20 protein-coding genes are annotated in these 22,355 nt (G+C 73.8%); 10 read left to right on the top strand and 10 right to left on the bottom strand.

All coding sequences use genetic code 11. The annotated features are described in order from the left end of the window. Positions 1-17: 17 nt before the first annotated feature. From CMS_RS07545 to CMS_RS07530, 4 genes are all read right to left on the bottom strand, one after another. Positions 18-551: a DUF1697 domain-containing protein gene (locus tag CMS_RS07545; protein WP_041464519.1), complete on the bottom strand. Its 534-nt coding sequence runs from the start codon at positions 549-551 to the stop codon at positions 18-20. A 64-nt stretch (positions 552-615) separates the two neighbouring features. Next, positions 616-1,362: an FAD-binding oxidoreductase gene (locus CMS_RS07540; protein ID WP_012298893.1), complete on the bottom strand. Its 747-nt coding sequence runs from the start codon at positions 1,360-1,362 to the stop codon at positions 616-618. Positions 1,363-1,376: 14 nt separating this feature from the next. Beyond that, positions 1,377-1,829: a molybdopterin-dependent oxidoreductase gene (locus CMS_RS07535; protein ID WP_434269218.1), complete on the bottom strand. Its 453-nt coding sequence runs from the start codon at positions 1,827-1,829 to the stop codon at positions 1,377-1,379. Between the two features lie 218 nt (positions 1,830-2,047). Beyond that, on the bottom strand, positions 2,048-2,581 hold the full coding sequence (locus tag CMS_RS07530; protein ID WP_041464518.1) for a GNAT family N-acetyltransferase: 534 nt from the start codon (positions 2,579-2,581) through the stop codon (positions 2,048-2,050). Between the two features lie 65 nt (positions 2,582-2,646). On the opposite strand from CMS_RS07530, the gene CMS_RS07525 reads away from it, so the two are divergent. Next, positions 2,647-3,153, top strand: coding sequence for a metallophosphoesterase family protein (locus tag CMS_RS07525; protein WP_012298891.1), 507 nt, complete (start codon positions 2,647-2,649; stop codon positions 3,151-3,153). 12 nt (positions 3,154-3,165) lie between these two features. Here CMS_RS07525 and CMS_RS07520 read toward each other — a convergent pair whose 3' ends face one another. The 3 genes from CMS_RS07520 to CMS_RS07510 form a co-directional block, all read right to left on the bottom strand. Then, positions 3,166-4,128 carry an IS481 family transposase gene (locus CMS_RS07520; protein WP_012298890.1) on the bottom strand — a complete coding sequence of 321 codons (963 nt, stop codon included), beginning with the start codon at positions 4,126-4,128 and terminating at the stop codon, positions 3,166-3,168. 117 nt (positions 4,129-4,245) lie between these two features. Next, complete coding sequence (locus tag CMS_RS07515; protein ID WP_041464517.1) at positions 4,246-4,983, bottom strand: class I SAM-dependent methyltransferase; 738 nt, start codon at positions 4,981-4,983, stop codon at positions 4,246-4,248. 52 nt (positions 4,984-5,035) lie between these two features. Beyond that, entirely contained in the window at positions 5,036-5,641 is a 606-nt protein-coding gene (locus CMS_RS07510) for a TetR/AcrR family transcriptional regulator (RefSeq protein ID WP_041464516.1), read from the bottom strand. Positions 5,642-5,745: 104 nt separating this feature from the next. Here CMS_RS07510 and CMS_RS07505 point away from each other — a divergent pair, with 104 nt between their 5' ends. The 4 genes from CMS_RS07505 to CMS_RS07490 are packed head-to-tail and all read left to right on the top strand — an operon-like array spanning position 5,746 to position 10,983. Continuing rightward, positions 5,746-7,392 (top strand): ABC transporter substrate-binding protein, encoded by a 1,647-nt coding sequence (locus CMS_RS07505; RefSeq protein ID WP_012298887.1) that lies wholly within the window; start codon positions 5,746-5,748, stop codon positions 7,390-7,392. Then, a complete protein-coding gene (locus CMS_RS07500; protein ID WP_012298886.1) occupies positions 7,389-8,465 on the top strand; it encodes an ABC transporter permease in 1,077 nt (358 codons plus the stop codon). The genes CMS_RS07505 and CMS_RS07500 overlap by 4 nt, the downstream gene beginning before the upstream one ends. Continuing rightward, positions 8,462-9,322, top strand: coding sequence for an ABC transporter permease (locus tag CMS_RS07495; RefSeq protein ID WP_012298885.1), 861 nt, complete (start codon positions 8,462-8,464; stop codon positions 9,320-9,322). The genes CMS_RS07500 and CMS_RS07495 overlap by 4 nt, the downstream gene beginning before the upstream one ends. Then, positions 9,319-10,983, top strand: a complete 1,665-nt coding sequence (locus tag CMS_RS07490; RefSeq protein WP_012298884.1) for a dipeptide ABC transporter ATP-binding protein — start codon at positions 9,319-9,321, stop codon at positions 10,981-10,983. Before CMS_RS07495 ends, CMS_RS07490 begins: the two co-directional genes overlap by 4 nt. A gap of 18 nt (positions 10,984-11,001) precedes the next feature. Here the strand turns inward: CMS_RS07490 and CMS_RS07485 are convergent, their stop codons facing one another. Continuing rightward, positions 11,002-12,429: a helix-turn-helix domain-containing protein gene (locus CMS_RS07485; RefSeq protein ID WP_041464515.1), complete on the bottom strand. Its 1,428-nt coding sequence runs from the start codon at positions 12,427-12,429 to the stop codon at positions 11,002-11,004. 109 nt (positions 12,430-12,538) lie between these two features. Here CMS_RS07485 and CMS_RS07480 point away from each other — a divergent pair, with 109 nt between their 5' ends. The 4 genes from CMS_RS07480 to CMS_RS07465 all read left to right on the top strand — a co-directional run bounded on the left by CMS_RS07480 (position 12,539) and on the right by CMS_RS07465 (position 17,987). Beyond that, positions 12,539-14,482 carry a phosphoenolpyruvate carboxykinase (GTP) gene (locus CMS_RS07480; RefSeq protein WP_012298882.1) on the top strand — a complete coding sequence of 648 codons (1,944 nt, stop codon included), beginning with the start codon at positions 12,539-12,541 and terminating at the stop codon, positions 14,480-14,482. Between the two features lie 147 nt (positions 14,483-14,629). Then, a complete protein-coding gene (gene valS / locus CMS_RS07475) occupies positions 14,630-17,275 on the top strand; it encodes a valine--tRNA ligase (protein WP_012298881.1) in 2,646 nt (881 codons plus the stop codon). Further along, positions 17,272-17,724, top strand: a complete 453-nt coding sequence (locus CMS_RS07470) for a GNAT family N-acetyltransferase (RefSeq protein ID WP_012298880.1) — start codon at positions 17,272-17,274, stop codon at positions 17,722-17,724. Before valS ends, CMS_RS07470 begins: the two co-directional genes overlap by 4 nt. Beyond that, positions 17,724-17,987: a hypothetical protein gene (locus CMS_RS07465; RefSeq protein WP_012298879.1), complete on the top strand. Its 264-nt coding sequence runs from the start codon at positions 17,724-17,726 to the stop codon at positions 17,985-17,987. The genes CMS_RS07470 and CMS_RS07465 overlap by 1 nt, the downstream gene beginning before the upstream one ends. An 81-nt stretch (positions 17,988-18,068) precedes the next feature. Here the strand turns inward: CMS_RS07465 and CMS_RS07460 are convergent, their stop codons facing one another. Further along, positions 18,069-18,872, bottom strand: a complete 804-nt coding sequence (locus CMS_RS07460; RefSeq protein ID WP_012298878.1) for a methyltransferase domain-containing protein — start codon at positions 18,870-18,872, stop codon at positions 18,069-18,071. A gap of 39 nt (positions 18,873-18,911) precedes the next feature. Here CMS_RS07460 and CMS_RS07455 point away from each other — a divergent pair, with 39 nt between their 5' ends. Continuing rightward, entirely contained in the window at positions 18,912-20,975 is a 2,064-nt protein-coding gene (locus CMS_RS07455) for a M3 family metallopeptidase (RefSeq protein WP_012298877.1), read from the top strand. An 81-nt stretch (positions 20,976-21,056) separates the two neighbouring features. Here the strand turns inward: CMS_RS07455 and clpX are convergent, their stop codons facing one another. Next, positions 21,057-22,337: an ATP-dependent Clp protease ATP-binding subunit ClpX gene (gene clpX / locus CMS_RS07450; protein WP_012298876.1), complete on the bottom strand. Its 1,281-nt coding sequence runs from the start codon at positions 22,335-22,337 to the stop codon at positions 21,057-21,059. Positions 22,338-22,355 lie beyond the last annotated feature (18 nt).

Here is a 22,355-nt window from a genome sequence, read left to right as displayed (position 1 = left end):
AGGGGCGGCGACCGCGGTCAGGCGTCGAGGAGCGCGACGAGGGCGGCCACGGTGCGGGCGTTCCTGGCCGTGACGGAGGCCCCGAGCCCGCGCCAGAACGCCGGGGGCACGCGCGAGGCCGAGACGCCGTCGGGGTGCCAGGAGTACACGGCGTCGGGTGCGACCTCGACCAGGTCGGGCGCGATGGCGGCGGCGGGCGGCGGCGCGGGCATCGGATCCAGCGGGCGGTCGAGGAACGAGACGAGGAGACGGGCGGGATCGTCGGCGACGGCGCCGAACGGGATGCCGGCGGCGATGCGCCGGAAGTCGGCGGCGGGCACGAGGTGGACGTCGGCGGTCACCCCCGTGGCGAGCCGCACCGCGTCCTCGATGGCCACCGCCGCACCCCGGCCGCTCGGCCGCTCGTGGTCGACGACGGCGTTCCCGCTCCGCAGGTGCGTGCGGACGCGGACGTAGCCGAGCCCGTCGAGCGCCGCGGTCAGCTGCGCCATCGGCACCTGCTTGGCCCGCCCGACGTTGATCCCGCGCAGCAGCACGACCGATCGCTCCATGCGGCACCCGCTCCCCACGGCTCCGTCGCCGTCCGCCCAGTGTGGCCCGGTCGGAGCGCCGCCGTCACTCCCCCGACGGGCCGAACTGCTCGATGCGGATCGCGTCGCGGCCGACCCCGGCGTCGAGCAGCAGGCGCGTGGCCCCGCCCGCGAACGCGGTGGATCCGCACACGAGCGCCACCCCCGCGCCGGTGGCGAGCTCCGCGACCTCCTCGGCCCGGAGCCGGCCGTAACCGCGCGCACCGTACCGCTCCCGCGTGGTGACGACGAGGGCGCCGGCGGCCTCGAGCTCCGCGCGGCACGGGACGTCGGCCGCGGTGCGGGCCGAGACGGCCACGCGGACCAGGTGCGGGACGCCGAGGTGGCGGGCGTGGCGGACCATCGCCACGAGCGGCACCGCGCCCGTCCCGCCACCGAGCGCGACGGCCGGCGTCGCGCCGTCCCACACAAAGAAGCCGCCGATGGGCAGCCGCATCTCGATCTCGTCGCCGACCCGCGCGACGTCGGCGAAGAACCCGCTCACCTCCCCGTCCTCGTAGCGCTCCATCAGCAGCTCGACGCCGGGCTCGTGCGGCGCGGAGAGGATCGAGTACGAGCGCTGGGCCGTGTACCCGTCCTCCGCGCGCAGCCGCACGACGCAGTGCTGGCCGGGGAGGTGCGGGATCCGGTCGGGCACGTCGAAGCGCAGCAGGACGGTCGTGGGGGTCGGGTGCTCGACCGCCGTGATCGTCGCGGTCCGCCACTCGCCACCGACCGAGGCCGGGACGGCGGGGACGAGGCCGGGGACGCGCTCGGGCCCGGGACCCGGCACCGGCGCCGCGGCGCTCAGCGGTCGCCCTGGTAGCGCTGCTCGCGCCACGGGTCGCCGCGATCGTGGTACCCGTTGCGCTCCCAGAAGCCCTGCTGGTCGTGGTCGAGGAGCGTGAGCCGGGCGATCCACTTCGCGCTCTTCCAGAAGTAGAGGTGCGGCACGAGGAGGCGCGCGGGCCCGCCGTGGTCGGGCGTGAGGGGTCGGCCGTCGGCCTCCCAGGCGATCCACGCGCGGCCGCCGCGGAGATCGTCGAGCGGGAGGTTCGTCGTGTAGCCGGAGTGCGACGTGGCGAGGACGAACGACGCCTCCGGGAGCGGGCCCGCGGCGTCGAGCAGCGTGTCGACGCTGACGCCCGCGAACCGCGTGTCGAGCCGGGTCCACGTGGTGACGCAGTGGATGTCGCCCGCGTACTCGGAGCGGGGAAGCGCATGCGCCTCGTCCCAGTCCCAGGAGGTGGGGCGCTCCACGAGCCCGTCGACGGCGATCGACCAGCGCGACTCCGGGAGGTTCGGGACGGCCTCGGCGGTGAGGACGGGCCAGCCGCCCTGGGTGTCGTACTGGCCGGGCGGGAGGCGGTCGCCGGGCCCGTGCGCGGGCGGCCGACGAAGCCGCGGGTGATGCCGGTCATGGGCGCCTCCTGGTGGACGGGTCGTGGGCTCGGGTCACGTCCATCATGGCGCGCGGTTCAGGCGGCTGTCGGGACGGACGGATCCGGGTCCACGGGGGCGGACAGCATCGCGACCGCGTGGAGCCCGTCGGCGTCGACCAGCTCGCCGACGCGGACGAAGCCGAGCCGGCCGTGGAAGGCGAGCGACCCGGGGTTCGGCGGGAGCGTGTTGACCTCGCACGTGACGGCCGCGCGCCCGGTGCGCCGGGCCTCGGCGAAGACGCGCGCGTAGAGGACCTGGCCGAGCCGGAGCCCGCGGTGACCGTCGGCGACGACGATCCGGTCGACGTAGAGGCCGTCGACGCCGTGCTCCGCGAACCAGCGGTAGTTCGGGCTGTCATACGCGCCGCCCGGCTGCATCGCGAGGAGCATGCCCACGGGCGGCGCGTCGGGCGCGTCCTGGTCGACCACGGCGATCGCGAGGTCGGCGTGGCCGAGCACGTCGCCGAGGGACGCGGCGTCCATGGGCGGGACCGCGGGCACGGCCGCGTCGTTCAGCTGCACCATCCAGGCGAGGTCGGCGGGCACGAGGTCGCGGGTGGCGGGGGTCACGCATCGAGGGTACGGGAGCCGCGCGGCGCGAACGGGCGGCGGCGCGGCCGCGTACCGTCGACCGGGTGACCGCATCGCTCGTGCTCCTCAGCGACACCCACCTCCCCAGGCGCGCGAAGGACCTGCCGCGGGCGCTGTGGCGGGCGATCGACGCCGCCGACGTCGTGGTCCACGCGGGCGACTGGGTCGACGAGGCAGCGCTCGACGCGCTCGAGGCGCGCGCGGGCCGGCTGCTCGCGTGCTGGGGCAACAACGACCCCGCCGGGCTCCGCGCCCGGCTGCCGGAGACGGCGCGTGCCGTGATCGAGGGGATCCGGTTCGCGGTGACGCACGAGACCGGCGCGTCCACGGGCCGCGAGCGGCGGATGGACGCGGCGTTCCCCGAGACCGACGTGCTGGTCTTCGGTCACAGCCACATTCCGTGGGACACCGTGACGCCCGCGGGGCTGCGGCTCCTCAACCCCGGCTCCCCCACCGACCGTCGCCGCCAGCCTGACTTCACGTGGATGACCGCGACGGCCGATGCGGGACGGCTCGACGTGGAGCTGCACCGGTCGGCGACGCGCGACTAGGCGGCTGCGCGGCTAGGTGTAGTTCCCAGTGAGGTTGTGAACGCGTTCGGCGGGCGTGAGTCCGCCGATGCCGGTGTGGGGGCGGTGGTGGTTGTAGTGATGCAGCCAGGCGTCGTAGGTCGCGGCGCGGGCCTCGTCGGTGCGATAGGGATGGGCGTAGGCCCACTCGGTGGCGAGGGTGCGGTTGAAGCGCTCGACCTTCCCGTTGGTCTGGGGCCGGTAGGGGCGGGTGCGTGTGTGGGCGATGGTGCCGAGCGCCTCGGTGAAGGCGTGGGAGCGGTAGCAGGAGCCGTTGTCCGTCAGGACACGGATCACGGTGATGCCCGCGGCGGTGAAGAACGCGTTCGCGCGGGCCCAGAACGCGGCAGCGGTCTCCTTGCGCTCGTCGGTGAGGATCTCGGAGTACGCCAGTCGGGAGTGGTCATCCACGGCGTGGTGCAGGAACGCGTACCCCCGTCCGGTCCGGGGAGTGTTCCTCCGGCCGGCCGCTCTGCCGAGGACTCGGTGCCCGCCGCCGTCCGGGATGCGGCCGAGCTTCTTGATGTCGACGTGGACCAGATCTCCCGGCGAGGAGTGCTCGTAGCGTCGGGCAGGAGACCGCCGGGCAGGGAGCCCGGTGCTCAGATCGACGTGCTCGAGCAACGGCATCCGATACCGGTTCAGCACCCGCTCGACCGTCGAACGCGGAACGCGGAGGTGATAGCTGATGCGGTGCGGGCCCCACCTGCGGGTGAATCTGAGCGCGACGATCCGCCGCTCCCGACGCTGACTCGTGCGGGTCGGTTGCCGGTGCGGGCGGGATGAGCGATCCGTCATCGGCAACCCGGCCCGATACCGGCGAGCCCATCTCGACGCCGTCGCCGGCGAGCACTGGAACCTCTCCGCCGCACGCCGGACCGGCCACCCGTCCTCAACGATCAACCGAGCAAGCCGAAGCCTGCCCACGGGAGCGAACGGGGCATTAGCGTGAGTCACGAAGACCTCCGGTGATGACGTGTGCTTGGTAACTCACATCGTCCCGGAGGTCTTCGCTATCCGCTCACGCGTTCACAACCTCCCGAGGAACTACAGCTAGCCGCCGAGCTGGGCGCGTTACGCGTCCGCGCGGTACGGCAGGTCGAGCTCGTCGCGGCCCGCGGTGTCCGGGTGGCCGGCCAGGAGGGTCCGGATGTCGTCGAGGGCGCGGGCGCGCTCGACGTCCGGCAGGACGATGATCCGGCTGATGGATCCGGCGAGGGCCACGACGTCGTCGGGCGTCATGCGGTGGACGTGCGGGAAGGACGCGTGCTCGACGGGGCCGAAGCCGGGGAACGGGCCGGGCTCCGTGGCGCGGTCCGCGGCGCGGCGTCCGGGCGACAGGAGGGCGTCCAGCTCGCGGACCCAGTCCACCTCGGTGTCCATCTGGTTCCAGACGATGCCCAGGCGCCCGCCGGGGCGGAGGACGCGCGCGGCCTCACGGGCGGCGGCGCCCGCGTCCATCCAGTGCCACGCCTGCGCGACGAGGACCGTGTCCTCCTCGCCGGCACCCACCGGGATCGCCTCGCCGCTGCCCGCACGGACGTCGACCTCCGGCGATGACGCCTGGAGCACCTGCCGCATCTGCGCGTCGGGCTCGACCGCGGTGACGGCGATGCCGCGCGCGGAGAGCAGGCGGGTGAGCTTGCCGGTGCCCGCGCCGAGGTCGACGACGCGGCGGGCGCCGGCCGGGAGCATCCACGTGATGGCGTCGTCGGGGTAGCCGGGGCGGACCCGGTCGTACTGGTCGGCCACCGATCCGAACGAGGAGGCGAGGGCGGAGTGGTCGAGCTGCGGGGCGGCGTCGGCGGTCATACGGCCATCATCGCCCGAGGCGAGGGTGGCGCGCCCGTCCGTCACCGGTCCGTCACCCGAGGGTCGCGGCGAGCGCCGGGCGGAGCGGATCCAGAGCTCGCCGGATCGCCCCCTCCAGCGGCCCACGGCCCACGCCGTCGCCCGCCCAGGCGACGACCGCGGCGGCCGTCGCGGCGGCGATCACGGCGGCGGCGACCCGCACGGGTGCGGCGGATGCCCGGCGGCCGGACGCCCGGGCGAGGGCCTGCGCGACGGGATCCACGAGCGGGGCCGCGCGCGCCACCCCCTCCCCCTGCACGTCGGCGCCGAGGCCCATCACCTCGTGCTGCGTGAGGGCGAGCGGCAGCCAGCCCACGCCGCGCGAGCACGCCGCGCCGATGAGGGCGTCGACGACGCCGTCGACGGGCGGACCGCCGGGCTCCACGCCGGAGAGCGCGGCGCCGAGGGCGCCGAGGGTGTCGTCGAGCCCGGCCCACAGCAGGTCGGCCTTGGAGGAGAAGTAGTTGAAGAAGGTGGCGCGGCTCACCCCGGCCCGCTGGGCGATCTGCTCGATGGTCGTCGCGGCGTAGGTGTTCTCGAGGAAGAGCTCGGCGGCCGCCTCCTCGAGGGTCGCGCGCGACGAGCGGCGCGGGCGACCGGCGGGACGTGCGGGTGTCATGCGCCCATCCTGGTGCACCGGGGTGACGGCGGGCGCGTATTGTTGGACGCGGTACAGAAACACCCGCACCAGCGCCCTCTGCGGCGCGCACATCGGAAGCACCCATGATCCCCACCCCGCGCACCCGCGCCCTCGCAGGCCTCGGCGCCCTCGCCGCGACCACCCTCGTCCTCACCGGCTGCACGTCCGCGACACCCGAGGCGTCGACCACGCCCGTCTCCGGCGGCACGCTCGTCTACGCGTCCGGCGACGCCGAGCCCGAGTGCCTCGACCCGCACGTCGGCGGCAACTACCCGCAGGCGCTCGTCTCGTCGCAGTTCCTCGAGCCGCTCGTGTCGCTCGACGGGAAGGGCGGGATCACGCCCTGGCTCGCCGACAGCTGGACCTGGAGCGACGACGGCCTCGGGCTGACGCTCGCGCTCCGCCAGGGGGTGACCTTCACGGACGGCACGCCGTTCGACGCGGACGCCGTGGTGGCGAACATCCGCCACGTGCAGGATCCGACGACGCTCTCCTCCACCGGCTACCTCGCGCTGCAGGCGATCACGGACGCGACCGCGGTCGACGCGTCCACCGTGCAGCTCACCCTCTCGACGCCCGACAGCGCGCTGCTCGAGTCGCTCTCCCAGCCGTGGCTCGCGATGGAGTCGCCCGCCGGGATCGCCCGTGGGACGGACGCGAACTGCGCGCAGCCCATCGGCACCGGCCCGTTCAGCGTCGAGCGCTGGGACCGCCAGCAGTCGATCTCGCTCGTGCGCAACGACGCCTACTCGTCGCCGCCCGCCGACGCCGCGCACACCGGCCCCGCGTATCTGGACCGCATCGACTGGCGCTTCCTGCCGGACGCCGCCTCCCGGTACGCCGCCCTGCAGAGCGGCGAGGTCGACGTGATCGACAACGCGCAGCCCGACGCGATCGCGTCCGCGGCCTCCGGTGGCACGCTCGGCGAGCTCGACGCGCCGCGGCCGGGCGCCTCGAACCGCATCGAGCTGAACTCGGGCCAGGCGCCCTTCGACGACGAGCGCGTGCGGGAGGCGTTCATCCGCTCGGCCGACGTCGACGCGGGCATCACCGCGCTCTTTCAGGGCACCGCCGAGCGCTCGTACTCGCCCCTCGCGAGCACCGAGCCCGCCGCCGTCTCCGACCCCGACCTCTTCGGCATCGACGCCGACCGCGCGGCCGCGCTCCTCGACCAGGCGGGCTGGTCCGCGAAGGACGCGGACGGCATCCGCACGAAGGACGGGAAGCGGCTCACGCTGCGGTTCCCCGTGAGCACCAACCAGTCGATCCCGGCCGAGCAGTCGCTGTTCGAGCAGATCCAGGCCACCACCAAGCAGGTGGGCTTCGACGTGCAGCTGGAGCCCATGGACCTCGGCTCCTGGTACGAGGCGCTCGGCGACGACGCGTACGAGCTCGTGAGCGCGCCCTACACGAAGGCCGGCCCCGACGTGCTACGGATCCTCTACGACACCTCCGGCATCACGCCCGCGCCGAGCGGCTACTTCGCGAACCACGCCAAGGTGTCGGTGCCCGAGATCGACCAGGCGCTCGCCGAGGCGCGCGCGACCACGGACCCCGACCGGCGGACCGCGCTCTACGCCGACGTGCAGGAGCGCGTCATGGCCGGGTACTGGATCCTGCCGCTCTACGACCAGCAGAACCACTTCCTGCACGGCACCGCCGTCGAGGGGCTGCGCGCGCTGCCGTCGGTGGCGACCCCGACGCTGTACGACGCCTGGCTCGCCCGGTGAGGCGCGGCCGCGTCGTCCCCGGATCCGCCTCCCGGGGACGCGCGCTGCTCGGCGCGCTCGCGGCGCGGATCGGCGGCGCGGTCCTCGTGCTCTGGGCGGTCGCGACCGTCACGTTCCTGGCCGTGCGGCTGATCCCGGGCGACCCCGCGCAGGCGATCCTCGGCGGGCCGGGCTCGCAGGCGCCGCCCGAGGCGGTCGCCGCCGTGCGCGCCGAGTACGGGCTCGACCAGCCGCTCCTCGTGCAGTACCTCGCGCAGCTCGGCCGGCTCGCGCAGGGCGATCTCGGCCGGTCGTACGCGCTGCGCGAGGACGTCGTCACGGTGCTCGCGCGGCAGCTGCCGGGCACGCTGCTGCTGGCCGTGCTGGCGCTCGCCGTGGCGTGGATCCTCGCGCTCGGCCTCGCGCTCGTCTCCTCGGGCGCGGGTCGCGTGGCTGGCGCGGTCGGCGCGGGCGTCGAGATCGTGGCGGCGTCGCTGCCGCACTTCTGGATCGGCGTCGTCCTGATCCTCCTGTTCTCCACCGGCCTCGGCTGGCTGCCTGCCGTGAGCGGATCGTCGCCGGCGGGCCTCGTGCTCCCCGTGCTCACGCTCGCGATCCCCCTGGCCGGGTTCCTCGGGCAGATCATGCGCGAGGCCCTGCTGGATGCGCTCGACTCCCCGTTCGCGCTCGCCGCCCGGGCGCGCGGCGAGTCCGAGGCGGGCGTCCGGCTGCGTCACGCGCTGCGGCACGCGGCCGCCCCGGGGATCGCGCTGTCGGGCTGGGCGTTCGGCTTTCTCATCTCGGGCGCGGTGGTGGTCGAGCAGATCTTCGCCCGCCCCGGCCTCGGGCGCACCGCGCTCTCGGCCGTGACCAGCCGGGACGTGCCCGTCATCGTCGGCGTGGTGCTCGTGGTGGCGGTCGTCTACATCGTGCTCACGGCCGTGACCGACCTGCTCGCGCGCATCGTGGATCCCCGGCTCGTCGCCGCGCGGACGGGGCCCGCTCCCGTCGCGGGCGGCGCCGCGTCCCCGCCCGTCGACGGCGAGCCCGATGCCGCGGACGCCGTCGTCGACCTCCCGGCGGCCGCGCGATGAGCGACCCCCGCGCCGCGACGCTCCTCGCCGCCCCGCCCGCCCGCCCGCCGGTCCGCGTGCTCGCCGCCGCCGGCACGACGGGCGCCGCGATCGTGGTCGTCCTGCTCCTCGCCGCGGCCTTCGCGCCCGGCCTCGTCGCGCCCGGCGACCCGCTCGCCATCGCCCCCGCCGAGGCGTTCCGCGCGCCCGGCGCCGGGCACCTCCTCGGCACCGACGAGTCCGGCCGCGACGTCCTCACGCGCGTCGTGCACGGCGCCGGCCCGAGCCTCGTGATCGGCGTCAGCGCGACGGCCATCGGCCTCGGACTCGGCGCGGTCCTCGGACTCGCCGCCGCGCTCCTCGGCCGGGTGGCCGACTTCGCCGTCAACCGCGTCATCGAGGTGGTCTTCGCGTTCCCGGGCCTGCTGCTCGCGCTCTTCCTCATCGTGATCCTCGGACCCGGCATCGGCAGCGCCACCCTCGCCGTCGGGATCTCGGCCGCGCCCGGCTACGCGCGCATCATCCGCGGCCGGGTCATGTCGGTGCGCCGCTCGGCGTACGTGGAGGCGGCCACCGTGCTCGGCCGTCCCCCGCTCGTGGTGCTGGCGCGCCACATCCTGCCGAACACGGCCGCCCCGCTCCTCGTGCTCGGCACGCTCGGCGTGGGCCAGGCGATCGTGTGGGCGTCCTCCCTCAGCTACCTCGGTCTGGGCACGGTGCCGCCGGATCCCGAGTGGGGCGCCATGCTCGCGGCGGGCCGCACCTACATCGGCTCGGCGCCGTGGCTCACGGTCGTGCCAGGCCTGATGATCGTGCTCACCGCCACCGCGTCGACGATGCTCGGCCGCACGCTCGAGCGACGGGTGCGCGGATCGTGAGCGGCGGATCCGGACAGGATGCGCCCGCGCCCGCCATCCGCGTCGAGGACCTCCGCGTCTCCTTCGGCGGCGTCCCCGTCGTCCACGGCGTCTCGCTGCGGATCGCGCCGGGCGAGTGCCTCGCGCTCGTCGGCACGTCCGGCTCCGGCAAGAGCGTGATCGCGAGGAGCCTCCTCGGCCTCGCCGGACCGGGCGCGGACGTCCAGGCGGACGCCCTCGAGATCGCCGGTCGCGACCTCCGCGGCGCGGGCCCGCGCGAATGGCGGCGCGTCCGGGGATCCGGCGTCGGGCTCGTGCTGCAGGACGCCCTCTCCTCGCTCGATCCGCTCCGTCCCATCGGCCGCGAGATCGGCGACGCCCTCCTCGTCCACGGCATGCGGGACCCGCGCGCCCGACGGGCGCGCGTCCTCGAGCTGCTCGAGCGCGTCGGCATGCCGGATCCGGAGGCGCGCGTCCACCAGCGCTCCGGCGAGCTGTCGGGCGGGCTGCGGCAGCGGGCGCTGCTCGCGGCCGCCCTCGCGCTCGATCCGCCGCTCCTCGTCGCCGACGAGCCCACGACCGCGCTCGACGCGACCGTGCAGGCGCGCATCATCGACCTGCTCGCGGACCTCCGCACCCGCGGCCAGGCGACCCTGCTCGTCAGCCACGACCTCGCGGTCGTCGCGCGGCTCGCCGACCGGGTCGCCGTGATGCACGACGGCCGCATCGTCGAGGAGGGCCCGACCGCACAGATCCTGCGCGCACCCGCCCACCGCAGGACGCGCGCGCTCGTGGCCGCCGTGCCGACGGGCGTGCCGCGCGGCGTCCCGCTGTCGGAGGCCCGGCTGGAGGCGGCCGCCGAGTCCCCGGAATCGAGCGCAGCGCCGCACGCGGACGACCGCGTCGTCCTCCGCGCCACCGGCCTCAGCCGCTCCTACAGGGGCCCGGCGGGATCAGCCCGCACGGCCGTCGACGACGTCTCCCTCCAGGTGCGCCGCGGGCGAACGCTCGGCCTCGTCGGCGGATCCGGCTCCGGCAAGACCACGGTCGCCCGCCTGCTGCTCGCCCTCGAGGAGCCGGACGCGGGCGTCGTCACGCTCGACGGCGAGCCGTGGAGCGGCATCCCGGAGCGCGCGCGCCGCGGCCGACGCGCGCGCGTCGGCGCCGTCTACCAGGATCCGCTCGCGTCCTTCGACCCGCGCTGGAGCGTCGACCGGATCCTCCGCGATGCCCTCGACGTCGCCGGCCTGAGCGGACCGGACGTCCGCGACACCCCCTGCACGCTCCTCGCGCAGGTGGGCCTCGAACCCGCAATCCTCCGCCGCAGCCCCGCGCGGCTCTCCGGCGGCCAGCGTCAGCGCGTCGCCATCGCGCGCGCCCTGGCGGCCCGCCCCGACCTCCTCATCTGCGACGAGCCCGTCTCCGCGCTCGACATCGCCGTGCAGGCGCAGGTGCTCGACCTCCTCGACGAGCTGCAGCGCCGGCTGGGCCTCGGCATCCTCCTCATCTCGCACGACCTCGGCGTCGTGGCGCACATGAGCGACGAGGTCCACGTGATGAGCGAGGGGCGCGTCGTGGAGAGCGGATCCGCCGCCGACGTCCTCACGCGGCCGACGCACCCCGTCACCCGGGCGCTGCTCGACGCCGTCCCGCGGCTGGACGAGGGCGTCGCGCCGCGGTAGCCGCCCGCGCGCCCGGCGTCAGGCCCCCGCGTGCCGGTCGAGGAACGCGTACAGCTCGCGATCGTCCACCCCGGGGAAGGATCCGCGCGGCAGCGGCGCGAGGATGTGCGCGTGCAGCCGCGCGCTCGGCCACGCGCGGTCGCGCCACCGTCCGGCGTCCTCGGGATCCGCGCGCCGGCAGCACGACTCGTCCGGGCACCGCGACACGCTCCGCGCCGTCGTCTCCCGGCCGCGGAACCACTTCGCGTGCGCGAACGGCACGCCGAAGGAGATCGAGTACTCGCCCTCCGCGGTGGATCCCGTCTGCGTCGAGCACCAGAACGTGCCCGCCGGAGTGTCCGTGTACTGGTGGAACTCGGTCGTGCGGTTGGTGCGGTCGAACGCGCCGCGCGCCGCCCACTCCCGGCACACCGGCTGTCCCTCGACCGCGCCGGTCACGTCGACCGGCAGCGGCAACCCGTCGTTCTCGTACGCCTTGTAGACCGCGCCGTCGCCGCCCACCCGCAGGAAGTGCACGCGGAGGTCGAGGTGGGTGGTGCTGATGTTCGTGAGCCGGAGCGCCGCCGCCTCGTGCGTCACGCCGAACGCGTCGCGGAAGTCCTCGACCGCGAGGTCGCGCCGGGCCTTGGCCTCCGCCAGGAACTCCACCGACTGCGTCAGCGGCATGAGGCAGGCCGCGGCGAAGTAGTTGATCTCCAGCCGCTGCCGCAGGAAGTCCGCGTAGCTCGCGGGCTCCTCGTGGCCGAGGACGCGATGCGCCATCGCCTGCAACGCCATCGAGCGGAGACCGTGACCGCCGGGGATGGAGGCGGGCGGCAGGTAGATCCGCCCCTCCCCGAGGTCCGTGACCGAGCGCGTCGACCGCGGCAGGTCGTCCACGTAGATGAGCTCGAACCCGAGCCCCTCGGCCATGCGGCTGACGCTGCGGTGCGAGAGCGCCCCGCTCCGGTGGCCGACGTCGGCGAGCATGCGCTCGGCCAGCTCCTCGATCTCGGGGATGTGGTTGTCGCGCTCGCGCATCATGAGCCGCTGCTCCGTGTTCGCGCGCCGGGCCTCCTCGGGCGTCGCGATCGACTCCCGCGCGCGCCGCGCGAGCTCCCGGTGCAGCCCCACGAGCGCCTCGAGCGTCTCCTGCGGGAGCGCCCTGCTCGCCGGCACCGCCGGGAGGCCGAGCGAGCCGTACAGCGACGAGCGCTGGGCCCGGTCGAGCTCGATCTCGAGGGCCGAGCGGGCGTCCGGCGCATCGGCCGCGAGCAGGTGGGTGACATCGACGTCGAGCGCGCCCGCGATCCGCCCGAGGGTCGACAGCCGCGTCTCGCGCCGACCGTTCTCGATCATGCTCAGCTGGCTCGGCAGGATCCCCGCCCGCTCCCCCAGCGCCTGCAGCGTGAGCCCGGCGCCCTTCCGCGCGTGCCGGATGCGCCGGCCGATGACGAGCTGGTCCATGCATTCACCTCTCCGTGAACATCGGCGCATCTTCACGTCGATGGATCCCCGAACCCCATCCTGACGGGTTGCAGGCTGGAACAACAGACCGATCGAAGGGGACGGATCCATGACCAGCATCCAGGACGCACCACCTGCCACCACCACCGGCCGCGCACGCGCCGCCGCCGCCTCGCCCGCATCCGGTGCCCTCGCGCCCGAGTCAGTCCCCCTCCCGCCCGGCACCGCAGCCCCCGCGCACTGCCGCGACCTGCGCATCGCGGAGTGGGTCGCCGAGGTCGCCCGCCTCACGCTCCCCGACCGGGTCGTCTGGTGCACGGGCAGCGTCGCCGAGTACGACCGCATCACGCGCGAGATGGTCGACGCGGGCACGCTGATCCGGCTGAACCCCGAGTGGCGCCCGCACAGCTTCCTCGCGCGCAGCGACCCGGCCGACGTGGCGCGCGTCGAGGACTGCACCTTCATCTGCTCGCGGGACGAGGCCGACGCCGGCCCCACGAACAACTGGCGCGACCCGGCGCGGACGCGCGCCGAGCTCGACGGCCTCTTCGCCGGATCCATGCGCGGGCGCACCCTCTACGTCGTCCCGTTCTCCATGGGCCCGCTGGGCGGCGCGATCTCGCAGCTCGGCGTGCAGATCACCGACAGCCCGTACGTCGTCGCGAGCATGGCGCTCATGACCCGGATGGGCGACGACGCGCTCCGCCTCATCGGCCCCGACACCACGTGGGTCCGCGCGCTGCACGGCCTCGGCGCGCCGCTGGTCGACGACGCCGGCCGCCGCACCGCCGACGTGCCGTGGCCGCACAACGTCGACAAGCGCATCTGCCACTTCCCGGAGGAGCGCGAGATCATCTCCTTCGGCTCGGGCTACGGCGGCAACGCGCTGCTCGGCAAGAAGTGCTTCTCCCTCCGCATCGCCTCGGCGATGGCGCGCGACGGGGGCTGGCTCGCGGAGCACATGCTCCTCATCCGGATCACGAGCCCCGAGGGCCGCCGCTTCCACGTCGCGGCCGCCTTCCCGTCGGCGTGCGGCAAGACGAACCTCGCGATGCTCACGCCCACGATCCCGGGCTGGACGGTCGAGACGCTCGGCGACGACATCGCCTGGCTCCAGCCCGACGTGCAGGGACGCCTCCGCGCCGTCAACCCCGAGCGCGGCCTCTTCGGCGTGGCGCCCGGGACGGGCGAGACGACCAACCCGGTCGCCATGTCGACCGTCTGGGGCAACGCCATCTTCACGAACGTCGCGCTCCGCCCCGACGGCGACGTGTGGTGGGAGGGCATGACGCCGACACCGCCCGCGGGTCTCCTCGACTGGCAGGGGAACCCGTGGTCGCCCGGATCCGGCACGCCCGCCGCGCACCCGAACGCCCGCTTCACCGTGGCGATCGAGCAGTGCCCGTCGCTCGCGGACGACTGGGACGACCCCGACGGCGTCGTGGTCGACGCGATCCTCTTCGGCGGCCGCCGCGCCACGAACGTCCCGCTGGTGGCGGAGGCGGACGACTGGGAGCACGGCGTCTTCATCGGCGCCACGATGGCGTCGGAGCAGACGGCCGCCGCCGAGGGCCGGGTCGGCGAGCTCCGCCACGACCCCTTCGCGATGCAGCCCTTCTGCGGCTACGACATGGCCGACCACTGGCGCCACTGGCTCGAGGTCGGGCGGGGCCTCGGCGACGGCGCACCCCGCGTCTTCCAGGTCAACTGGTTCCGCAAGGGCGAGGACGGCTCCTTCCTCTGGCCGGGCTTCGGCGAGAACGCGCGCGTGCTCGAGTGGATCGTGCGCCGCGTCGAGGACCGCGTGCCCGTCCGGTCGACGCCGGTCGGCGGCCTGCCCCTGCCGGAGGACCTGGACGTGGCGGGCCTCGAGCTCGATGCCGGGGCGCTCGAGGAGCTGCTGGCGCTGGATCCGGCCCTGTGGCTCGAGGAGCTCGACGCCGTGGACGCGCACTTCGCGCGCTTCGGCGGCCGGGTGCCCGCGGAGCTGACGGCCCGCCTCGACGCGATGCGCCGGGCCTTCCGGGAGACCGCGACGGCCGGGCCCGCCTAAGACCGCACGCCGTCGCGGAGGCGGATGCGCGGAGGCCGACCGCCCCCGCATCCGGCCTCCGCGCCCCCATCCGGTAGCGTGGATCCCGCACAGAAGGCACCTCACCATCGACACGGTGCCGTCCACACTGAGGGAACCGGAGCACGCATGGCTGACGAACGACGTCCGGACACAGCCGAGGGCACGACCGGAGAGGTCGCCCGGGTTCCCGACAAGCCGGCCCTCGAGGGCCTCGAGGCCAAGTGGGGCGGCCGCTGGCAGGCCGACGGCACGTACGACTTCCGCCGCGACGAGGCCGCCGCAGGCACCGTCTTCTCCATCGACACCCCGCCGCCCACGGCGAGCGGATCCCTCCACATCGGCCACGTCTTCAGCTACACGCACACCGACGTCATCGCCCGCTACCGCCGCATGCGCGGCGAGAGCGTCTTCTACCCGCTCGGCTGGGACGACAACGGCCTGCCCACCGAGCGCCGCGTCCAGAACTTCTACGGCGTCCGCTGCGACCCGACGCTCCCCTACGATCCCTCGTACCGGCCCTCGGAGACCGGAGGCACGTCGAAGCCGGCCGACCAGCAGCCGATCTCGCGCCGCAACTTCATCGAGCTGTGCGAGCGACTCACCGAGGAGGACGAGAAGCAGTTCGAGGACCTCTTCCGCACGCTCGGCCTCAGCGTCGACTGGCGCCAGAGCTACCGCACGATCGGATCCGAGGCGCAGGTCGCCTCGCAGCGCGCGTTCCTCCGCAACCTCGCCCGCGGTGAGGCGTACCAGGCCGACGCCCCCACCCTGTGGGACGTGACCTTCCGCACCGCCGTCGCGCAGGCCGAGCTCGAGGACCGCGAGCAGCCGAGCGCGTACCACCGCCTCGCGTTCCACCGCTCCGGCGGGGACGACGTGATCATCGACACGACACGCCCCGAGCTCCTCGCGGCGTGCGTCGCCCTCGTCGCGCACCCCGACGACGAGCGCTACCAGGGCCTGTTCGGCACCACCGTCACGACGCCCGTCTTCGGCGTCGAGGTCCCCGTGCTCGCCCACCACCTCGCGCAGCCCGACAAGGGATCCGGCATCGCCATGGTCTGCACCTTCGGCGACCTCAACGACGTCGTCTGGTGGCGCGAGCTGCAGCTGGAGAACCGCGCGATCGTCGGGTTCGACGGCCGCATCGTCTCCGAGGCGCCCGCCGCCATCACGTCCGACGCCGGCCGCGAGGCGTACGCCGCCATCGCCGGCAAGACCGTCTTCTCCGCGAAGGCCGCCATGGTCGAGCTCCTCACGGAGTCCGGCGAGCTCATCGGCGAGCCGCGCAAGATCACGCACCCCGTCAAGTTCTACGAGAAGGGCGACAAGCCGCTCGAGATCGTCTCCACCCGCCAGTGGTACATCCGCAACGGCGGCCGGGACGAGGAGCTCCGCGCAGGTCTCATCGGCCGCGGTCGGGAGATCGGCTTCGTGCCCGACTTCATGCGCGTGCGCTACGAGAACTGGGTCGGCGGCCTCAACGGCGACTGGCTCGTCTCCCGCCAGCGCTTCTTCGGCGTGCCGCTCCCCGTCTGGTACCCCCTCGACGCGGACGGCAACCCGGAGTTCGAGAGGGCCATCACGCCGACCGAGGACCAGCTGCCCGTCGACCCGTCGTCGGATCCCGCCCCCGGCTACGCGGAGGACCAGCGCGGCGTCCCCGGCGGCTTCCAGGGCGAGCTCGACGTCATGGACACCTGGGCCACCTCCTCCCTCACGCCGCAGCTCGCGGGCGGCTGGGAGCGCGACCCGGAGCTGTTCGACCTCGTGTTCCCGTTCTCGATGCGCCCGCAGGGCCAGGACATCATCCGCACGTGGCTCTTCTCCACGGTGCTGCGCGCCGAGCTCGAGCACGGCGCGGCGCCGTGGAGGACGGCCGCCATCTCCGGCTGGATCCTCGACCCCGACCGCAAGAAGATGTCGAAGTCGAAGGGCAACGTCGTGACCCCCGCGGCCACGCTCGAGCAGTTCGGCTCCGACGCGGTGCGCTACTGGGCCGCCTCCGCCCGCCTCGGCGTCGACGCCGCGATGGACCCGCAGAACCCGACACAGATCAAGATCGGCCGCCGGCTCGCGATCAAGGTGCTCAACGCGGCGAAGTTCATCCTGTCCTTCGAGGCACCCGAGGGCGCCCGCGCGACGCAGGCCATCGACGTGGGCATGCTCGCCGCCCTGGCCGAGGTCGTCGAGACCGCGACCACGGCGCTCGACGAGTACGATCACGCCCGCGCGCTCGAGGTCACCGAGAGCTTCTTCTGGACCTTCTGCGACGACTACCTGGAGCTCGTCAAGGACCGCGCGTACTCGGCCGACGCCGACCCGGCCGACCGGGGATCCGCGGTCGCCGCGCTCCGCGAGGCCCTCGACGTGCTGCTGCGCCTGTTCGCGCCCTTCGTGCCGTTCGCGGCGGAGGAGGCGTGGAGCTGGTCGCACGACGGGTCGATCCACACCGCCGCGTGGCCGACCGCGCCCACCCCGGACGCCCCCGCGTCCGGCGGCACGGCCGACCCGCGGCTCCTGGGCCTCGCCGGTCGCGCGCTGGTGGGGATCCGCCGCGCCAAGACCGACGCGAAGGCCTCCCAGAAGACGCCCGTCGCGGAGGCCGTGGTCTCCGCCTCGCCCGAGGACATCCGCTCGCTCGAGCTCGTGGCGCGGGACCTCCGCGCCGTGGGCCGCATCACCGACCTGACCTTCACCGAGGGGGACGGCCCCGCCGTCGCCCGCATCACGCTCGCCCCCGTCGAGCAGCCCGAGGAGAACCGCGCATGACCATCTCGATCCGCCCCGTCCGCGACGGCGACTTCTTCCCCTGGTTCGACCTGTTCTCCGGCTACGCCGAGTTCTACGGCACCGAGCTGACGGACGAGAGCGCGGTCCTCGCCTGGAGCCACCTCATCGACGACGCGCACGCGAGCTCCGCGCTCGTCGCCGTCGACGACGCGCACGAGGGCGCCCTCGTCGGCCTGGCGCACTTCCACCGCTTCTCGCGCCTGTCCCGCGGCACCGACGGCCTGCTGCTCGACGACCTGTACGTGCGCGAGATCTTGCGCCGCCAGGGTGTGGGCGAGCAGCTCATCGCCGCGGTCGCCGACGTCGCGCGCCGCGACGGGGCGAGCATGCTCCGGTGGATCACCGCGGAGGACAACGCCGACGCGCAGCGCCTCTACGACCGGGTCGCCCGCCGCACCACGTGGGTCACCTACGAGCAGGACGTCTGATGCAGCTCGACACCCGCTGGCCCGTCGGCGGCGACGCCCCGGCGGACCTCCCCGAGGTCGTGATCCTCGCCGTCACGACCGTCGAGTCCGACGTGGTGGCGCTCGACGCCGACACCTCGCAGTGGCGTTGGACGCTCACCTGGCTCGAGCGGAAGCCGGTCGTGGAGCTCGACGACGGAACCGTGATCCGCTACGACCCGGTCGAGGACGCGGCGACGATCACGATCCCCGGCGAGAGCACCGACGACCCCTTCGACGACTGACACGCGCCGCGTCGCACGCGGACGCATGACGAGGCCCGCCGGACGACGCGTCCGGCGGGCCTCGTCGCATACTGCGGCGGCTCAGCGCCGGGCGAGGATCTCGCCATGCGGCATCGCGAGGAAGCCGTCCTCGTCGGCCGCCCACTCCTGCCAGCCGGCGCGGATGGCCTGCAGGTCGTCGTCCGTCGCGAAGCCGCCCTCGCGCGCCTGGCCCGCGAACGACGACGCGACCGCCCGGTCGGCCCACGCGCCGCCCCACCAGGCCCGCTCGTCGTCCGAGGAGAAGCACCACACCGACGCGCTCGACGCGATCTCGGTGAAGCCCGCCTGGCGCGCCCACGCCTTGAGGCGGGATCCCGCGTCCGGCTCGCCGCCGTTCGCCCGGTGCACGGGCAGGTACACGTCGGCCCAGAGCCGCAGGCCGTCCGACTCGGGGAACAGCGCCACCTTCGAGTAGATGACGTCGCGCGCCGCAACGAGCCCGCCCGGCCGGGTGACGCGGCGCATCTCCTCCAGCGCGCGGACGGGGTCGCCGACGTGCTGCAGCACCTGGTGCGCGTGCACGACGTCGAACGAGGCGTCCGCGTAGGGCAGCTCGTACACGGATCCCGTGACGAACTCGACGTTCGCCGTGCCCCGGCCCTCGGCCAGCTCGGACGCCTGCCGCACCACGTCCTCGGACATGTCGAGGCCAACGACACAACCGGGCGCGACGATGTCGGCGAGCTCCACGGTGATCGTCCCGGGTCCGCTGCCGACGTCGAGGACGTCGAGCCCGGGGCGCAGGTGCGGCTCCAGGTAGGAGGCGGAGTTCCGGACGGTCCGCGCGCTGTGCACGCGGAGGACGCTCTCGTGGTGGCCGTGGGTGTATCGCTCGCTGTTCACCCTCCGAGCCTAGGTCGGCGCCCGGCCTAGGCTCGCCGTATGACGACGCCCCCGAATCCCTTCCTCGAACCGAGCACCCTCCCCTACGGCATGCCCCCCTTCGCCGACATCCGAGAGGAGCACTTCCGTCCCGCGTTCCAGGCCGGGATCGCCGAGCACCTGGCCGAGGTCCGCGCCATCGCCGACTCCCCCGAGCCGCCCACGTTCGAGAACACGCTCGTCGCCCTGGAGCGCGCCGGGCGCACGCTCGACCGGGTCGGCCACGTCTTCTTTACGCTCTCCTCGGCCGACAGCTCGCCCTCCACGCGCGAGCTCGACGCCGAGATCGCTCCCGAGCTCGCCGCGCACGAGGATGCGATCCGGCTCGACTCAGCCCTCTACGCGCGGATCCGCGCCGTGCACGACACCCGCCACGAGTCGGGCCTCGACGCCGAGTCCGTGTACCTCGTCGAGCGCTACCTCGCCGAGTTCACCATCACCGGCGCGGGCCTCGACGACGAGGCCAAGGCACGCCTCCCCGACCTCAACCGCCGCCTGTCCGTCCTGACCACGCGCTTCGAGTCGAACCTGCTCGAGGACACGAACGACCTCGCCGTCGTCGTCGACGACCCGGCGCAGCTCGACGGGCTCGGAGCGGGCGCGATCGCGGCCGCCGCGCAGGCCGCCGCCGACCGCGGCCTCGAGGGGAAGCACCTCATCACCCTCGTGCTGCCGACCGGTCATCCCTACCTCTCGCAGCTCACCGACCGGGCGCTCCGCCAGCGGATCCTCGCAGCGTCGCTCGCCCGTAGCGCCCGCGGCAACGCGCACGACAACCGCCCGCTCGTGCTCGAGATCACCCGCCTCCGCGCCGAGCGCGCCGCCCTCCTCGGCTTCCCGAGCCACGCGGCCGCGGTCACGGCCGACCAGACCGCGGGGACCCCTGAGGCCGTCGCCGACATGCTCGGTCGACTCGCCCCCGCCGCGGCGCGGAACGCCCGCGCCGAGGCCGTCGAGCTGCAGCGCGTGATCGACCGCACGCAGGAGGAGCTCGGCGAGCCCTCCTTCGAGCTCGCGGCCTGGGACTGGGCGTTCTACAGCGAGAAGGTCCGCACCGAGCGCTACGACGTCGACACCGAGCGCATGCGCCCGTACCTCGAGGCCGACCGGGTGCTCCGCGACGGCGTCTTCCGTGCGGCCACCGAGCTCTACGGCGTCACCTTCGCCGAACGCGACGACATCCCCGCCTACCACCCGGACGCGCGCGTCTTCGAGGTGCGCGACGAGGACGGATCCCCCGTGGGCCTCTACGTCCTCGACCTCCACACGCGCGACTCGAAGCGGGGCGGCGCGTGGATGAACCCGCTCATCTCCCAGAGCGCGCTGCTCGACACGCCTACGGTCGTGCTCAACAACCTGAACGTGCCGAAGCCCCCGGCCGGCCAGCCGACCCTGCTCAGCTACGACGAGGCGAACACCCTGTTCCACGAGTTCGGCCACGCGCTGCACGGCCTCTTCGCGCGCGTGACCTACCCGCGGTTCGCCGGCACCAACGTGTTCCGCGACTTCGTCGAGTTCCCGAGCCAGGTGAACGAGATGTGGATGCTGTGGCCCGAGATCCTCGCGTCCTACGCGGTGCACCACGAGACGGGCGAGCCGATGCCGGCCGAGCTGGTCGCCGCCGTCCAGGCATCCAGCGCGTTCAACGAGGGCTTCCTCACGTCCGAGTACCTGGGCGCCGCGCTCCTCGACCAGGCGTGGCACCGGATCGGCGTCGACGACGTCGTCGAGGACGTGGACGCGTTCCAGGCCGAGGCCCTCGCGGCCGTCGGCCTCGACGTGCCTGCGGTCCTCCCCCGCTATGCCTCGAGCTACTTCCAGCACACCTTCGCGGGCGGCTACGACGCGGGCTACTACTCGTACATCTGGAGCGAGGTGCTCGACGCCGACACCGTGGAGTGGTTCCACGAGAACGGCGGCCTCACCCGCGCGAACGGCGACCGCTTCCGCTCCCGGCTCCTCGGCGTCGGCGGATCGAAGGACCCGCTGGAGGCGTACCGCGACTTCCGTGGCCGCGACGCCGTGATCGAGCCGCTGCTCGAGCGCCGGGGCCTCGCCGACTGACCCGGACGCCATACGACGAGAGCGCCGCGCCCCTCACGGGGTGCGGCGCTCTCGTCGTGCGGCTGCGGTGGGCCCGACGGCTCAGGCGGACTTCTCCGCACGGAGCATCGAGGCGCGCGGCACGATGGTGGGCGCCGCGTTCTGCACGACGGATTCGCGGGTGATGACGACGCGACCCACCTCGTCGTCCGACGGGATGTCGAACATGATCGGCCCGAGCACCTCCTCGAGGATGGCGCGGAGGCCGCGAGCACCCGTCTGCCGGAGGACGGCCAGGTCGGCGATGGACTCCAGGGCGCCCTGCTCGAACTCGAGCTCCACGCCGTCGAGCTCGAACATGCGCTGGTACTGGCGGACGAGCGCGTTGCGCGGCTTGGTGAGGATCTCCATCAGCGCACGCTGGTCGAGCTGCGTGACCGTCGTGACGACGGGGAGGCGCCCGATGAACTCGGGGATGAGGCCGAACTTGTGCAGGTCCTCCGGCAGCACCTCGCCGAACACGTCGGCGTTGAGGTCCTTGCGGTGCAGCGGGGCGCCGAAGCCGATGCCCTTCTTGCCCGCGCGCTGGCTGATGATGTCCTCGAGCCCGGCGAACGCGCCCGCCACGATGAAGAGCACGTTGGTCGTGTCCACCTGGATGAACTCCTGGTGCGGGTGCTTGCGCCCGCCCTGCGGCGGCACCGAGGCGACCGTGCCCTCGAGGATCTTCAGCAGCGCCTGCTGCACGCCCTCGCCCGACACGTCGCGCGTGATGCTCGGGTTCTCGGCCTTGCGCGCGATCTTGTCGACCTCGTCGATGTAGATGATGCCGGTCTCGGCGCGCTTCACGTCGTAGTCGGCGGCCTGGATGAGCTTCAGGAGGATGTTCTCGACGTCCTCGCCGACGTAGCCGGCCTCGGTGAGCGCCGTGGCGTCGGCGACGGCGAACGGCACGTTGAGTCGCTTCGCGAGGGTCTGCGCGAGATAGGTCTTGCCGCAACCGGTGGGGCCGATGAGGAGGATGTTGCTCTTGGCGATCTCGATCTCGTCGCCGACGGTCTTCGCCGGGCCGATGGTGCTGACGGCGCGGACCCGCTTGTAATGGTTGTAGACCGCGACGGACAGCGCGCGCTTGGCGGCCTCCTGCCCGATGACGTACTCGTCGAGGAAGCCGAAGATCTCCTTGGGCTTGGGGAGGTCGAACTCGCCCGTCGTCTCCTCGCTGGCCTCGGCCAGGCGCTCCTCTATGATCTCGTTGCAGAGCTCCACGCACTCGTCGCAGATGTAGACGCCCGGTCCCGCGATCAGCTGCTGGACCTGCTTCTGGCTCTTCCCGCAGAAGGAGCACTTGAGCAGATCCGCGCTCTCGCCGATGCGTGCCATGGAAGCCTCCCCGGAAGT

The organism is Clavibacter sepedonicus (assembly GCF_000069225.1).
Taxonomy (GTDB): Bacteria; Actinomycetota; Actinomycetes; order Actinomycetales; family Microbacteriaceae; genus Clavibacter; species Clavibacter sepedonicus.
The sequence above is the reverse complement of the archived record's forward strand: the minus strand, read 5'-3'. Positions and strand labels throughout refer to the sequence as shown.

Bases quoted from the DNA above. Each gene is read 5' to 3' on its own strand.
- CMS_RS07545 (WP_041464519.1), bottom strand. From the start codon at position 551: ATGGAGCGATCGGTCGTGCTGCTGCGCGGGATCAACGTCGGGCGGGCC.
- CMS_RS07515 (WP_041464517.1), bottom strand. From the start codon at position 4,983: ATGACCGCCGACGCCGCCCCGCAGCTCGACCACTCCGCCCTCGCCTCC.
- CMS_RS07510 (WP_041464516.1), bottom strand. From the start codon at position 5,641: ATGACACCCGCACGTCCCGCCGGTCGCCCGCGCCGCTCGTCGCGCGCG.
- CMS_RS07505 (WP_012298887.1), top strand. From the start codon at position 5,746: ATGATCCCCACCCCGCGCACCCGCGCCCTCGCAGGCCTCGGCGCCCTC.
- CMS_RS07495 (WP_012298885.1), top strand. From the start codon at position 8,462: ATGAGCGACCCCCGCGCCGCGACGCTCCTCGCCGCCCCGCCCGCCCGC.
- CMS_RS07485 (WP_041464515.1), bottom strand. From the start codon at position 12,429: ATGGACCAGCTCGTCATCGGCCGGCGCATCCGGCACGCGCGGAAGGGC.
- CMS_RS07480 (WP_012298882.1), top strand. From the start codon at position 12,539: ATGACCAGCATCCAGGACGCACCACCTGCCACCACCACCGGCCGCGCA.
- valS (WP_012298881.1), top strand. From the start codon at position 14,630: ATGGCTGACGAACGACGTCCGGACACAGCCGAGGGCACGACCGGAGAG.
- CMS_RS07470 (WP_012298880.1), top strand. From the start codon at position 17,272: ATGACCATCTCGATCCGCCCCGTCCGCGACGGCGACTTCTTCCCCTGG.
- CMS_RS07465 (WP_012298879.1), top strand. From the start codon at position 17,724: ATGCAGCTCGACACCCGCTGGCCCGTCGGCGGCGACGCCCCGGCGGAC.
- CMS_RS07455 (WP_012298877.1), top strand. From the start codon at position 18,912: ATGACGACGCCCCCGAATCCCTTCCTCGAACCGAGCACCCTCCCCTAC.
- clpX (WP_012298876.1), bottom strand. From the start codon at position 22,337: ATGGCACGCATCGGCGAGAGCGCGGATCTGCTCAAGTGCTCCTTCTGC.